Below are 13,037 nucleotides of genomic sequence, written 5' to 3' on the forward strand. Positions count from 1 at the left end.
GCCGCCCTCAGGGGTTCATGCAGTGGGCCAGGGCCTCGCCGCGCGCGTACCGGCCGACCTCGGCGGCGACGATGCGGGCGGCCTTGTGCGCCACCGCGCGGCTGGCGCCGCCCAGGTGCGGGGTCATGACGAGGTTGGGGGTGGTGAACAGCCGCGACCCGGCGGGGACGGGCTCGGCGTAGAAGGTGTCCAGCCCGGCGGCCATCAGGTGGCCGGAGTCCAGGGCGTCGCAGAGGGCGTCGTAGTCGAGCAGCGGCCCGCGCGCCACGTTGACCAGCACCGACCCTGACGGCATGAGACCGATCTCGCGCGCGCCGATCAGGCCGCGGGTCTCGGGGGTGACGCGGGCGTGCAGCGTCACCACCCGCGACCGGCCGAGCAGCTCCTCCAGGGTGTCGACGCGCTCGCCGACGACCTCGCCCTCGGCGTACGGGTCGTACACCAGCACCTTCGCGCCGAACGCCGCCATGACGCGGGCGACGCGGCTGCCGATCGCGCCGTACCCGACCAGGCCGACGGTGGTGTCCTCCAGTTCCAGCCCGCAGTTCTCATAGGAGTAGAAGTCGCCGCGCCACTCGCGCTCGACGGCCAGCGAGTGGTGCGTCTGGGGGATGCGGCGCAGCGTCGCCAGCATGATCCCGACGGTGAACTCGGCGGTGGCGGTGGCGTTGCGGCCGGGCGCGTAGCAGACCCGCACGCCCCGCTCGGCGGCGGCCTCGACGTTGACGTTGACCGGACCGCCGCGGCTGACGACGATCAGCTTCAGGTCGGGTGCGGCCGCCAGCACGCGGCGGGTGAACGGCGCCATCTGGGTGACGCACACCTCCGCCCCGTCCAGCGCCTCGATCATGGCGTCCTCGGTGCCGGACGCCTCGTCCACCTCGGCGACCCGGCCGAACGGCTCCACCGGCCACGGCAGGGTGGCCTCGGCGATGTCCGGGGCGTCGCCCAGCTCGTCGCGCAGGGCCTTGACCAGCAGCGAGGTCAGCACGAAATGGTCACCGGCGGCAAGAATCCTCATCGGATCGCCTCTCCTGTCTCGGCGTCGAACACATGGGTGCGGTGCGGGTCGAAGCGCAGGGCCACGGCCTCGCCGGCGTTCAGCCGGACCTCGGGGGCGGTCTGCGCGACGACGGCCTTGTCCACGCCCTCCAGCCGCAGGGTGGCCAGGCCCATCTCCAGCAGCGGCTCGTAGACCGCGACGGTGCCGCGCAGGTCGGCCTCGGCCCCCGACAGCAGCACGTCCTCGGGGCGGACGCCGACGACGACCTCGCGCCCGTCGGGCACCCGCACGCCCTCCGGCAGCGGCACGCGGACGGCCTGCGACAGCCGGACCGCGCCGCCGTCCACCCGCCCGGGCAGCAGGTTGATGACCGGTTCGCCGACGAAGTCGGCGACGAACAGGTTGGCCGGCCGGTCGTAGATCTCGTCGGGGGTGCCGATCTGCTGGATGACCCCGTCCTTCATCACGGCGATCCGGTCGGCCAGCGAGACCGCCTCCTCCTGGTCGTGGGTGACCAGGATGGTGGTGTAGCCGAGGTCGCGCTGCAGGCGCTTGAGCTCGCGGCGGGTGGTGTCGCGCTGGGCGGCGTCCAGGTGCGACAGCGGCTCGTCCAGCAGCAGCACGTCGGGCCGCCGCACCAGCGCGCGGGCCAGCGCCACGCGCTGCTTCTGCCCGCTGGACAGCCCGCCGGGCTTGGCGTCCAGCAGGTCGGTCAGCTCGATCCGGCGGGCCATGTCCTCGACCCGCCGGGCCGCCTCCCGCTTGTCGACGCCGCGTGCCGACAGCCCGAACGCCAGGTTCTCCCGGACGGTCAGCGGCGGGTACAGCGCGTAGTTCTCGAACGCCACGCCGATGTTGCGGCGCTGCGGCGGCAGCCCCACCATCGACCTGCCGCCGACCACGATGTCGCCGCCGGTCACCTCCTCCAGCCCGGCGATCATGCGGAGGGTGGTGGACTTGCCGCAGCCGGACGGGCCGAGCAGCCCGAGCAGCTCCCCCGACGGCACCTCCAGGTCGATGCCGCGCACCGCCGCCACGTCCGGGCGGCCCTTGCGGCGGTAGGTCTTGCGCAGGTCGCGCAGCGCCATGTCAGCCATGCCGGCCGTCCTCGTACTCGGCGATCACCGCGATCTTGCGGGCGCTGGCGGACCCGGGGTCGAACCGGTGGCCGAGCCACTCGTCGACGATCCGGGCGGCCAGTTCGGGGCCGACGACCCGCGCGCCCATCGTCAGCACCTGGCAGTTGTTGGACAGCACCGCGCGTTCGGCGGAGTAGGTGTCGTGCGCGGTGGTGGCGCGCACCCCGGGCACCTTGTTGGCGGTGATCGCCATGCCGATGCCGGTGCCGCACACCAGCACCGCCCTGTCCAGCCGCCCGGCGGCGACCTCCTCGGCGACCCGGAGGCCCACGTTCGGGTACGGCTCGGTGTCGGCGGCCTCCCGCACCCCGAAGTCGCGGACCTCGGCCACCCGCGGGTCGCCGGCCAGCAGCTCCCGCAGCCGCTCCTTGAGCGCGAATCCGGCGTCGTCGGCTCCCACCCCGATGACGAACCGGTCCTCGCCGCCCGCCTGCACGTCACTCACCGTCCACACCTTTCGCTTCCACCAGGGGTATCCGTCCCGCGTCCGCCGCACCGGTGCCGGCGGCGGTCTCGGTGCCCGTCTCGGCGGCGGCCAGGACGGCGGCCGCCTCCTCCAGGCACCAGGTCAGGGAGACGGCGCCGGGATCGGGCACGCCGCGGCCCTTCTCGCCGAGGGCGGCGGCCCGGCCGCGCCGCGTGATCATCTGCGCGGTGCCGTCCGCGCCGGCGCGGGCGGCGGGCAGCGCCGCGGCCCAGGCGGCGGCGAGCCGGTCGCCCGCCGCGACGCGCTCTTCCAGCGCGTCCGCGAACGGCACCAGCGCGTCCAGCAGGGTCTTGTCGCCGGGGGCGGACCGGCCGAGCCGCATCATCTCCGCGACCGCCGACCGCAGCCCGGCCGCCACGGCCGCCGCCCCGGACCGGGCGGCCAGCTCGGTGCCGAGCCGGTCCAGCAGCACGCCCCACAGCGCGCCGGAGGCGCCGCCCGCCCGGTCGGCGAACGCGGCGCCCGCCGCGACCAGCGCCGGGCCCGCGCCGCCGCAGGTGCGGGCGGCGGCGTCGGCGGCGGCGCGCAGGCCGCGCACCATGCCGGCGCCGTGGTCGCCGTCGCCGGCGACCGCGTCCAGCCGGGCCAGCTCGGGCTCGTCGCGCTGCACGCGGTCGCGGGCGCGGGCCAGGGCGGCGCGCACGATCCGGGCGCCGGGGTCGGCGTCGTCCACCGCCGGGGCCGGCTCCGGCACGGCCGCCCGCTCGGCCACGACCGGGGCGACGTCGGGCAGCGGGGCGCCGCGGCGGAACGCGGGGGTGTCGGCGGGCGCGTCCCACAGCTCGGCCAGCTCGCCGTCCAGCCAGGTGAGGGTGAGCGAGCAGCCCGCCATGTCCAGCGAGGTGACCAGCTCCCCCACCTCGGGGCCGCGCAGCCGCAGCCCCTCGGCCGCCAGCAGCCGCACCACGTCGGCGTACAGGACGAACAGCTCCTCGTACTTGGTCGCGCCGAGCCCGTTGAGGACCAGTGCGACCTCGTCGCCGGCGCCGTCGGGCCGTTCGGCCAGCAGCCCCTCCACCAGGGCGGCGGCCAGTTCGCGGGCGCTGAGCCGGTCCACCGTCCGCACCCCGGGCTCGCCGTGGATGCCCAGGCCGATCTCCATCCGCGCCGGGTCGACGGTGAACAGCGGCTCGTCGCGGCCGGGGAAGGTGCACCCGGCGAACGCGACGCCGAGGGTGCGGGTCCGGTCGTTGGCCTTGCGGGCGATCCGCTCCACCTCGTCGAGCGTGTCGCCGCGTTCGGCGGCGGCGCCGGCCGCCTTGAACACCGTGAAGTCGCCGGCGATGCCGCGCCGGTCGGCGGCGCGTTCGGGCGGGGCCGAGGCGATGTCGTCGGTGACCAGCACCGTCCGCACGTCCATGCCCTCGGAGCGGGCGCGCAGCTCGGCCAGCCCGAAGTGCATGACGTCGCCGCCGTAGTTGCCGTAGGAGATCAGCGCGCCCGCGCCGGAGTCGACCGCGCGCAGCGTCCGGTACGCCTGCTCGGCGGACGGGCTGGTGAAGATGTCGCCGACGACCGCGGCGGTGGCCAGGCCCGCGCCGACCAGCCCGGCGAACGCCGGGTAGTGGCCGGAGCCGCCGCCGATCACCACCGACACCCGGCCGGGGCGCGGCCCGCCGCGCCGCATCACCGCCGACGCGCCCGGCACCCGCTCCAGGTAGCGGCCGTAGGCGGCGGTCAGCCCGGTGAGGAACTGCTCCTTGAAGTCGGCGGGGGCGTTGAACACGTGCGTCACGGCGCCTCCCCGGGGATTCCGGTCTCGATCAGGGTGAGGATGCGGCGCCGGGCGTCGTCGGGCGAGGCCGCGATCTGCGCGGCCAGGCCGAGCGCGTCCGGCTTGGGCGGGTAGACGGGGTTGGGGATGCCGATGACGGTGAGCCCGGCGGCGTGCGCGGCGCGGATGCCGTTGCCGGAGTCCTCCACGGCGAGGCCGTGCCGGGGGTCGATGCCCAGCCGCCGCACCGCCTCGGCGTACACGTCCGGGGACGGCTTGCCGCGCGGGACCTCCTCGCTGGACACCGTGGCGGAGAACCGGTCGGCCACCCCGAAGTGCGGCAGCACCGCGTCGATCAGCTGCCGGGCGGCCGAGGACGCCAGCGCCACCGGCACCCGCTCGGACACGTCGGCGATCAGGTCGAGGGCGCCGTCGAGCGGTTCGATGCGGCCCCGGTGCAGCGCGTCGACCATGAACGCCACGCACTCTGCGCGCACGGCGTCGGCGCGGGACGGGTCGCCGAACAGGCCCGCGATGTGCGCGGCCCATTCGGGGGCGCTCATGCCCTGCACGGCGGCGGTGTCCTCGGGCCGCCACGTGCGGCCGTGGCGGGCGCAGTAGTGCTGCCAGCTCTCCTCCCACAGGTGCTCGCTGTCGACGAGCACCCCGTCCATGTCGAACACCACCCCGGCGACCGAGCGCGTGCCGCGCGCCGCCGAGTCGGATGCGGTGGATGAAAAGGTCACGAACCGGCCACCTCGTAGTTGACTTTGTGTTCCTCCAGGTCGCGCAGGTGGTCGGGGTCGGCGCCGGCGTCGACGAGCACGCGCTCGAAGACGCTCAGCGCCGCCAGCCGGTGCAGCGCGACCTTGCCGAGCTTGGTGTGGTCGAGCAGCAGCACGTTGCGCGCGGCGGCGTCGAGCATGGCCCGCTTGACCGCCACGATGTGCTGCTCCTGGTGGTAGGCGAAGCCGCCGGAGACCGCCGACGTGGACACAAAGCACAGGTCCACGCTGAGCGAGGTCACCGCCTCCACGCACGACACCCCCAGGAAGGAGTCGTGCGACAGGTCGTAGTCACCGCCGACCGCCATCAGCCGGATCCCGCGCGCCCGCGACAGCAGGTTCAGCCCGGCCATGTAGTTGGTGACGACGGTCAGCGGGGTGATGACGCCCTCGGCGAGCCGCCGGGCCAGCGCGAGCGCGGTGGTGGAGTCGTCCAGCATCACCGCCATGCCGGGCTCGATGAGCTCCAGTGCGCGGGCGGCGACGGCGTCCTTCTCCGCCTGCATCGCCTTCAGCCGGTAGGCGACGTTGCTCTCGAACACCCCCGACGGCTGGGCGGTGACGCCGCCGCGGTACTTGCGGACGATGCCCTGCCGCTCCAGCTCGTCCAGGTCCCGGTGGATGGTCATCTGGCTGACCTGGAAGCGCTCGGCCAGCTCCGCGGCCGACAGCGAGCCCTCCGCCAGGACCTGCTCGGCGATCGCCGCCTGCCGCGCCGCCGGGCCCCGCGGCGGGGCCTCGGCGGCGGCCCGCCGGTCCTGCTCCCGGGCGGCGGTCACGGCGCGATCCTCCGCCCGCCGTCGGCGGGGTCGAACAGCAGCAGCCGCGCCGTCGGCACCGCCAGCCGCACCTCGTCCTCGCGGCCCAGGCCGGCGGCGTCCTCGCGCGGCACGACCAGCGACACGCGCGACTCGCCGACGCTGACGGTGACCTCGCTGTGCCGGCCGAGGATCTCGGTGACGTAGACGCGGCCGCGCAGCTCGGCGGTCCCGTCGGCGGGGCGCCCGTCGCGGACCAGCATCACGTCGCGGGGCCGCACGCCCAGCACCAGGTCCCGGCCCGGCGGGACCGCGGCGCCGCCGGGCAGCGGGATGTCGATCTCGCCGTCGGGGGTGCGGAACCGGCCGCCCTCGGCCGCGGCGCCCGCCACGAGGTTGACGCGCGGCTTGCCGAACGACTCGGCCACGAACGTGTCGGCGGGCCGGTCCCAGATCTCCTCGCGGGTGCCGACCTGCACGATCCGGCCCTCGCGCAGCACGCCGATGCGGTCGCCGAGGCCGAGGGCCTCCACGTAGTCGTGGGTGACGTACAGGGTGGTGGTGCGCTCCACCGCGCCGATCGTCTTCAGCTCGGCGCGCATCGACTGGCGCAGCTTGGCGTCCAGGTGCGACAGCGGCTCGTCCAGCAGGAACGCGTCGGCCGGGCGCACCAGCACGCGGCCGAGCGCGACCCGCTGCCGCTGCCCGTTGGACAGCTCGCCCACGTTGCGGTCCAGCAGGTGGGAGATGCCGAGCAGCTCGGCGATGCGGCCCACGCGGCGCGCGGCCTCGTCGGCGGGCACCTTGTAGCGGGGCGAGCGCAGCGGCGAGGCCATGTTGTCGTAGGCGCTGTAGTGCGGGTAGAGGGCGTAGCTCTCGAAGCACATCGCCACGCGCCGGTCGTAGGGCTCGACGCCGTCCATGTCGACGCCGCCGATCTCCACGCGGCCCTCGTCGGGCTGCTCCAGCCCGGCGACGGCCTTGAGGGTGGTGGTCTTGCCGGCGCCGGACGGGCCGAGCAGGCAGAAGAACTCGCCGTCGCGCAGCTCCAGGTCCACCCCGTCCAGCGCGGTGACCTTGCCGTAGGTCTTGCGCAGCCCCTTGAGGACGATCTCGGCCATCAGCTCTTCACCGCCCCGAAGGACAGGCCGCGCACCAGGTAGCGCTGGATGGTCAGCGCCAGCACCAGCGGCGGCACCGCCGACACCAGCGCGGCCGCGGCGGTCAGGTTGTACTTGGGCCGGTCGCCGCCGAGGAACGACAGCGCGCCGACCGTGACGGTCTGGGCGTTGGAGGAGGTGAGGATCAGCGGGAACACGAAGTTGTTCCAGGCGAAGATGAACGCCAGCAGGCTGACCGCGGCGATGCCCGGCTTGACCAGCGGCAGCGCGATCTTCACGAACGCCCGGGTGCGGGAGTAGCCGTCCAGCAGCGCGGCCTGCTCCAGTTCCGGTGACAGGTCGGTGAAGTACGACCGCATGATCCACACGATGAGCGGCATGGTGACCAGCTGCAGCACCCAGATGACACCGACGTAGGTGTCGAAGAGACCGAGCTGCTGGTACAGCACGAACAGCGGGATGATCACCGTCAGCTCGGGGGCGAACCGGAACGACAGCAGGGTGAACATCAGGTTCTCCGAGCCGCGGAACTTCCAGCGCGCCGCCGCGTACGCCGCGGGCAGCCCGATCAGCAGCGACAGCGCCACCGCGCCGATCGACACCACCAGGCTGTTGACGAAGAAGCGCACGAACGGCACGCCCTCGACCTCGCCGCCGCCCAGCACCGTCCGGTAGGAGTCCAGCGTCGGGCTGAACGAGAAGTAGGTGTTGAACAGCTGGTTGTCCGGCTTGAGCGACAGGATCAGCATCCACGCCACGGGGAACAGCGCGAACACGAAGTACACGACGAGCCCGGCGTTGACGGCGATCCCGGTGAGCCGATCCTTGTTCATTTGGTGCTCACCCCCGCCGCCCGGCTCTGCACCCGGCCCAGGTAGCGGACGAGCACCATGGACATCAGGTAGACCACCGCCCAGAGAATGATCATGTAGCTGATCCCGAACGAGTACCGCTGGAACCGGATCGCCTCCAGGTAGGCGCGGATCTGCAGCACCACGGTGGAGTCACCCGGTCCGCCCTCGGTGAGGGCGTAGATGATGTCGAACACCTTCAGCGAGTCCATGAACCGGAAGATCACCGCGACCAGCACGTACGGCCACAGCATCGGCAGCGTCAGCTTGCGGAAGGTGAACCACCAGCCCGCGCCGTCCACGGCGGCCGCCTCGAACGGCGAGCGGGGCAGCGAGCGCAGCCCGGCCAGCGCCAGGATCGCCACGAACGGGGTGTAGACCCACACGTCGACGGTGATGGACGACAGCAGCGCGCCGGTCGGGGTGTCGGTCCACTGCACGTCGCCGAGCCCGAACGGGCGCAGCAGGTAGTTCAGCACGCCCACGCTGGGCTGCAGCATCAGCTTCCACATGATCGCCGCGATCACCGGGGCGATCATCAGCGGCAGGATCAGCACCTTCTCCAGCACCCGGCCGAGCCGGGTGCTGCGGTTGAGCAGCAGCGCCACGCCGACGCCGAGCACCAGCTCGACGGCCGTGGCGCCCACCGCGTACAGCGCGGTGACCAGCGCCGACCGCCAGAACGCGTCCTGCCCGAAGATCGTCAGGTAGTTGTCCAAGCCGACCATGTCGGGCTGCGGCTTGCCGGCCGAGTAGTCGAACAGCGTGTAGAACAGGCCGAGCCCGAACGGGTACAGGATGCCGCCGGTCAGCAGCAGCGCCGGGATGATCAGCAGGTAGGGGCGGGCGGAGCGCCGCCACCGCGGGATGCGGCGCGGACCGCCGGCCGGGCGGCGGCCCGCGCCGCCGGTGCCCGGCCCGGCGGCGGCCGTCTCGGTCTTGGTGACAGAGGCCATCGGCTGCTCCGCCTACCCCGCGACCTTCGGTGCCAGGTCCTTGGCGAGCGCGTCCAGCACGCCCTTGGCGTCCTTGCCGCTGTAGATCTCCTGCAGCGAGGCGGCCCAGCTGGTGGTGGCGTCGAAGAACTGCGTCTGCGGGGTGAACTGGATCTTGGTCTGGTTCACCACCTGCTCGAAGGTGTCCAGGAACCCGGGGATCTTCTTCATCTTGTCCTTGTAGGCGGCGTCGTCGCTGACGGACTTGCGCACCGGGTCCACCTGGTTGTTCTCGACGGCGGCCTTGCGCAGGTGCTCCTTGCCGGTGGCCCACTGCAGGAACAGCCACGCCGCGGTCTTGTTGTCGCTCTTGGCGTTCATGCCGAGCGACCACACCCACATGTTGGTGGCCAGCGAGCCGTCCGGTCCCTTCGGCCCCGGGTGGAAGGCGATCTTGCCGGAGGCGGGGCTGGCGCCCTCGACCGCCTGGAAGTAGGCGGCGGTGTCGGCGTCGAACATCATCGCGGCCTTGCGCGCGCCCAGGTCGCTGGAGCACTGGTACCAGGTGTAGGACGTCCACGACGGGGCGCCGCCCTCGCGGATCATCTTGGCCCAGTTCGCGGCGAACTCCACGGCCTTGGGGTCGTTCATGGCCGGGCGCAGCTTGCCGCCCTCGGACACGAAGTCCTTGAGCCCGAACCGCGAGTACATCGTCATGAAGCCGGGGTGGATGGTGGCCCAGCTGCGCGAGCCGCGCACCGCGATGCCGTACATGCCGTCGAATCCGGCGCCGGGCGCCTTCTGCTTGATGGTCGCGGCCAGCTCGCGCAGCTCGTCGAAGGTCTCGGCGGGCTTGAGGCCGAGCTTGGAGAACACCTCGGTGTTGTAGGAGACGACGTTGCTCTCCCAGCCCCACGGCAGCGCGTACTGGCCGCCCTGGCCGAGCGGGGCGCCGTTCTTCAGGCTCCACTGGTCGGCCTGCAGCAGGTTGGGGTAGAAGTCGTCGGGGTCCCACTCGGCGTTGGTGGCCGAGGAGTTGCGCATCCACGGGCCGAGGTCCTCCAGCCAGCCGGGCGGGCCGTACTGCCAGACCATGTAGGCGCCGAGCATGAACACGTCGTAGGACGCGCGGCCGCTGGACAGGTCGACGGTGAGCTTGTCGAAGTAGTTGTCCTCGGGGAACACGTCGTACTTGACCTGGATGCCGGTCAGCTCGGAGAACGCCTTGAGGTCGGCGATCAGGGCGTCGGAGTAGGGGTGCTTGTTCAGCAGCGCCTTGATCGTCTTGCCCTTGGCGCGCTTCCAGTCGAATGCGCCGGTGACCTCGTTGGCGGCCGAGTCGCCGCTCGCCCCCGACGAGCCGCCGAATCCGGCTCCGCAGGCGCTCAGCGCGGGCGCCGCGGCCAGCGCCGCGGCCGACAGGCCGGCCAGGCCGAGGAAGCGCCGGCGGTCGAGCCGGGCGGCGGCGCCGCCCATCGCGTACCGGTCGGCTGCGCGGTCGATGCCGCCGTCCGGGCGACGTGTGTCCATCCGTCCCTCCAGGGGAGATCCGAGCCAGATCACGCACACGTAACACCGATGCCTGTGTTTTTAACACTCCATGTGCGTTGGCTCACAGAGCTTGTAACACAAGGATTGCCAACGTCAAGACCTGGCCACAGATTGCCTAACATCGCCTTAACGGCGGGCGACCCTGGTAGGGGCGGCCCCATGCGGCGACCTTGCCGAACCCAACATGAGGCTGTTATAAGTTCACAGCACAGATCGATAAGTTGAGGAGGGCAGGCTGTGGAGAACCCTCGGCGAGACCACGGAGGGACGCCGGTCTGGCTGGGGGTGGACCTCGGCACCCAGAGCGTGCGCGTGCTCGCCGCCGACGCCTCCGGGCGCGTGGTGCGGCGCGCGTCGGCGCCGCTGACCGGGCGGCGCGAGGCCGAGCGGCACGAGCAGGACCCCGCCGCATGGTGGGCGGCCGTCCGCGCCGCCGCGCGGGAGGCGCTGCGCGACCTTCCGCCCGGCCTGGTGCAGGGCGTCGCGGTGTGCAGCACGTCCGGCACCGTCCTGCTGGCCGACGGAGACGGCCGCCCCCTCACCCCGGGCCTGATGTACGACGACGGCCGCGCCCGCGCCGAGGCCGCCCAGGCGCAGGAGGCCGGCGCCGAGCTGTGGGACCGGCTCGGCCGCCGCATCCAGCCGTCCTGGGCGCTGCCCAAGGCGCTGTGGCTGACCCGGGCGCATCCCGGCGCCCGCCTGCTGCACCAGGCCGACTTCGTCAACGAGCGGCTGGTCGGCGAGCCGGTCGCCACCGACTCCAGCCACGCCCTGAAGACCGGCTACGACCTGCTCGGCGAACGCTGGCCCGGCGAGGTGTTCGACGCCCTCGGCCTGGACGCGGCGCTGCTGCCCCAGGTGGTGCGGCCCGGCACCGTGCTGGGCAAGGTGTCGCCGCGGGCGTCCGAGGAGACCGGCATCCCGGCCGGGACGCCCGTCGTCGCGGGCATGACCGACGGCTGCGCGTCCCAGATCGGCTCGGGAGCGCTGCGCGTCGGCCACTGGAACTCGGTGCTCGGCACCACGCTGGTGCTCAAGGGCGTCACCCCCGCGCTGGTGCGCGACCCGCTCGGGGTGCTCTACAGCCACCGCTCCCCCGACGGCACCTGGCTGCCGGGCGGCGCGTCCAGCGTGGGCGCGGGCGCGCTGACCGCCGACGGCGACCTCGCCGACCTGGACGAGCGCGCCAGGCACCGGGAGCCGTCCGGCGCCGTGGCCTACCCGCTGGTCTCCTCGGGCGAGCGCTTCCCGTTCCTGGCGCCGGACGCCGTGCCGTTCATGCTCGGCACGCCCGCCGACGACGCCGACCGGCACGCCGCGCTGCTGCAGGGCGTGGCGTTCGTCGAGCGGCTGGCGCTGGCGTACGTGCGGCGCCTCGGCGCGCCCGTCGACGGACCGCTGACGTTCACCGGTGGCGCCGTCCGCAGCGCCTACTGGACGCAGCTGCGCGCCGACGTGCTCGGCCGCCCGGCGCGCGTGCCCGAGCACGCCGACGCCGCGCTGGGCATGGCGATCCTGGCCGCCTACGGCACGACGGGCGCCGCGTCACTGGCCGACGTCGCCGAGCCGATGGTGCGCATCCGCACCGTCGTCGAGCCGCGGCCGGGCGTCCGCGACCGGTTCACCGCGCCGTACCACCGGCTGCTGGACGAGCTGGAACGCCGCGGCTGGCTGCCCGCCGACGTCGCCGCCCACGCCCGCGCGGAGGACTGACCGCGCCGTCGGCGGGGTGCCGGGCCCGCTCAGGGCTCGGCGGCGCGGCCGGCGTCGTCGGCGTCGCAGCCGTCGTGGATGCCGCGGCCGTCGCGGGCGTCGCGCAGCGCCATCTCGATGGCCGCCGACGCGGTGCCCAGGTGCTTGAGCACGAGCTCTCGGTCGTCCTCGAACTCCACGCTCAGCGCCAGCGCGCCCAGCCGCTGCGCCAGCCGGGTGATCAGCGCGGCGATCTCGGCGGCCGACTCGGGCAGCACGCTCGGCACCGCCCCCGCCACCAGCTCGCCGCGCAGCGCCAGCCGCTCCATCGTCTCCTGGTGGTCGGCCGCCATCTGCCGGGCCCGCCACAGCGGGTGCAGGAACGCCGAGCCGTTGCCGCAGGTGCAGGTCCAGCCGAAGATCTCGGCGTCGGGGTCGCGCAGGTCGGCCGGTTCGACGTCGCGCACCCCGGGGACGCCGGAGGATCCGCCGGACGACGGATCGGCGCGGCCGACGACCAGCCGGACCCGGTGCGCACCCGGAGCCTCACCGTGGGGGGCTGTCATGCCCCCGATCCTGCCCCTTTACCGGCCGGTAGACGACGGGATCCGCCGATCCCGTGCGTCCCGTTCCGGCTCAGCCGCCGATCGGCGCCCCGCCCATCGGTGCCGTCTCCCGGGCCCGCTCCCGCTCCCGCTCCCGCTCGCGTTCGATCGCCTCGTGCGGACGGGGCCGGCCCCACTGCTCCTCCATCCGCATCGCACAGCCCAAGGCGAAGAAGGTCGGCGCCCACTGCCCGACGAAGATGCCCCACCGGTCGGCCCGGTCGATGCCCGCGGGTTCGAGGTTGCGCGACAGCACCCACGACGCGATCGACGCGCCGATGGACGCGAAGCCCATCGCGTACATGGCGTTGGACGACAGACCCATCTTGCACAGCATGCCAACCATGTGCCCTCCTGGCGTGAGATGTGGTGCCGTCCTGCACCTTTCCCGGGCAT

At 73.5% G+C, this 13,037-nt stretch carries 13 protein-coding genes; 1 reads left to right on the top strand and 12 read right to left on the bottom strand.

Annotated features, from left to right (window positions below):
* Positions 1–7: 7 nt before the first annotated feature.
* From QSK22_RS20500 to QSK22_RS20545, 10 genes are read right to left on the bottom strand one after another with little or no spacing between them, the layout of a single operon-like run.
* The gene (locus QSK22_RS20500; protein WP_285495866.1) at positions 8–1,021 is read right to left on the bottom strand and encodes a 2-hydroxyacid dehydrogenase; all 1,014 of its coding nucleotides are present in this window, start codon (positions 1,019–1,021) and stop codon (positions 8–10) included.
* A complete protein-coding gene (locus QSK22_RS20505) occupies positions 1,018–2,100 on the bottom strand; it encodes an ABC transporter ATP-binding protein (RefSeq protein ID WP_285495867.1) in 1,083 nt (360 codons plus the stop codon). Before QSK22_RS20505 ends, QSK22_RS20500 begins: the two co-directional genes overlap by 4 nt.
* The gene (locus tag QSK22_RS20510) at positions 2,093–2,587 is read right to left on the bottom strand and encodes a ribose-5-phosphate isomerase (RefSeq protein WP_285495868.1); all 495 of its coding nucleotides are present in this window, start codon (positions 2,585–2,587) and stop codon (positions 2,093–2,095) included. Before QSK22_RS20510 ends, QSK22_RS20505 begins: the two co-directional genes overlap by 8 nt.
* Entirely contained in the window at positions 2,580–4,364 is a 1,785-nt protein-coding gene (locus QSK22_RS20515; RefSeq protein ID WP_285495869.1) for a dihydroxyacetone kinase family protein, read from the bottom strand. The genes QSK22_RS20510 and QSK22_RS20515 overlap by 8 nt, the downstream gene beginning before the upstream one ends.
* Positions 4,361–5,089, bottom strand: coding sequence for an HAD family hydrolase (locus tag QSK22_RS20520; protein ID WP_285495870.1), 729 nt, complete (start codon positions 5,087–5,089; stop codon positions 4,361–4,363). The genes QSK22_RS20515 and QSK22_RS20520 overlap by 4 nt, the downstream gene beginning before the upstream one ends.
* Complete coding sequence (locus tag QSK22_RS20525) at positions 5,086–5,907, bottom strand: DeoR/GlpR family DNA-binding transcription regulator (RefSeq protein ID WP_285495871.1); 822 nt, start codon at positions 5,905–5,907, stop codon at positions 5,086–5,088. The genes QSK22_RS20520 and QSK22_RS20525 overlap by 4 nt, the downstream gene beginning before the upstream one ends.
* Positions 5,904–7,007, bottom strand: coding sequence for an ABC transporter ATP-binding protein (locus QSK22_RS20530; protein WP_285495872.1), 1,104 nt, complete (start codon positions 7,005–7,007; stop codon positions 5,904–5,906). Before QSK22_RS20530 ends, QSK22_RS20525 begins: the two co-directional genes overlap by 4 nt.
* Positions 7,007–7,840 carry a carbohydrate ABC transporter permease gene (locus QSK22_RS20535; protein WP_285495873.1) on the bottom strand — a complete coding sequence of 278 codons (834 nt, stop codon included), beginning with the start codon at positions 7,838–7,840 and terminating at the stop codon, positions 7,007–7,009. The genes QSK22_RS20530 and QSK22_RS20535 overlap by 1 nt, the downstream gene beginning before the upstream one ends.
* Entirely contained in the window at positions 7,837–8,814 is a 978-nt protein-coding gene (locus QSK22_RS20540) for a carbohydrate ABC transporter permease (protein WP_285495874.1), read from the bottom strand. Before QSK22_RS20540 ends, QSK22_RS20535 begins: the two co-directional genes overlap by 4 nt.
* 12 nt (positions 8,815–8,826) lie before the next feature.
* On the bottom strand, positions 8,827–10,323 hold the full coding sequence (locus tag QSK22_RS20545) for an ABC transporter substrate-binding protein (protein WP_285495875.1): 1,497 nt from the start codon (positions 10,321–10,323) through the stop codon (positions 8,827–8,829).
* Between the two features lie 258 nt (positions 10,324–10,581).
* Between QSK22_RS20545 and QSK22_RS20550 the strand changes: the two genes are divergently transcribed.
* A complete protein-coding gene (locus tag QSK22_RS20550) occupies positions 10,582–12,057 on the top strand; it encodes an FGGY-family carbohydrate kinase (protein ID WP_285495876.1) in 1,476 nt (491 codons plus the stop codon).
* A 29-nt stretch (positions 12,058–12,086) separates the two neighbouring features.
* Here the strand turns inward: QSK22_RS20550 and QSK22_RS20555 are convergent, their stop codons facing one another.
* On the bottom strand, positions 12,087–12,602 hold the full coding sequence (locus tag QSK22_RS20555) for a hypothetical protein (protein WP_285495877.1): 516 nt from the start codon (positions 12,600–12,602) through the stop codon (positions 12,087–12,089).
* A 70-nt stretch (positions 12,603–12,672) separates the two neighbouring features.
* The gene (locus QSK22_RS20560; RefSeq protein ID WP_285495880.1) at positions 12,673–12,987 is read right to left on the bottom strand and encodes a hypothetical protein; all 315 of its coding nucleotides are present in this window, start codon (positions 12,985–12,987) and stop codon (positions 12,673–12,675) included.
* Positions 12,988–13,037: the final 50 nt, after the last annotated feature.

The sequence above is a fragment of the Actinomadura sp. NBRC 104425 genome (assembly GCF_030269545.1).
Taxonomy (GTDB): domain Bacteria; phylum Actinomycetota; class Actinomycetes; order Streptosporangiales; family Streptosporangiaceae; genus Spirillospora; species Spirillospora keratinilytica.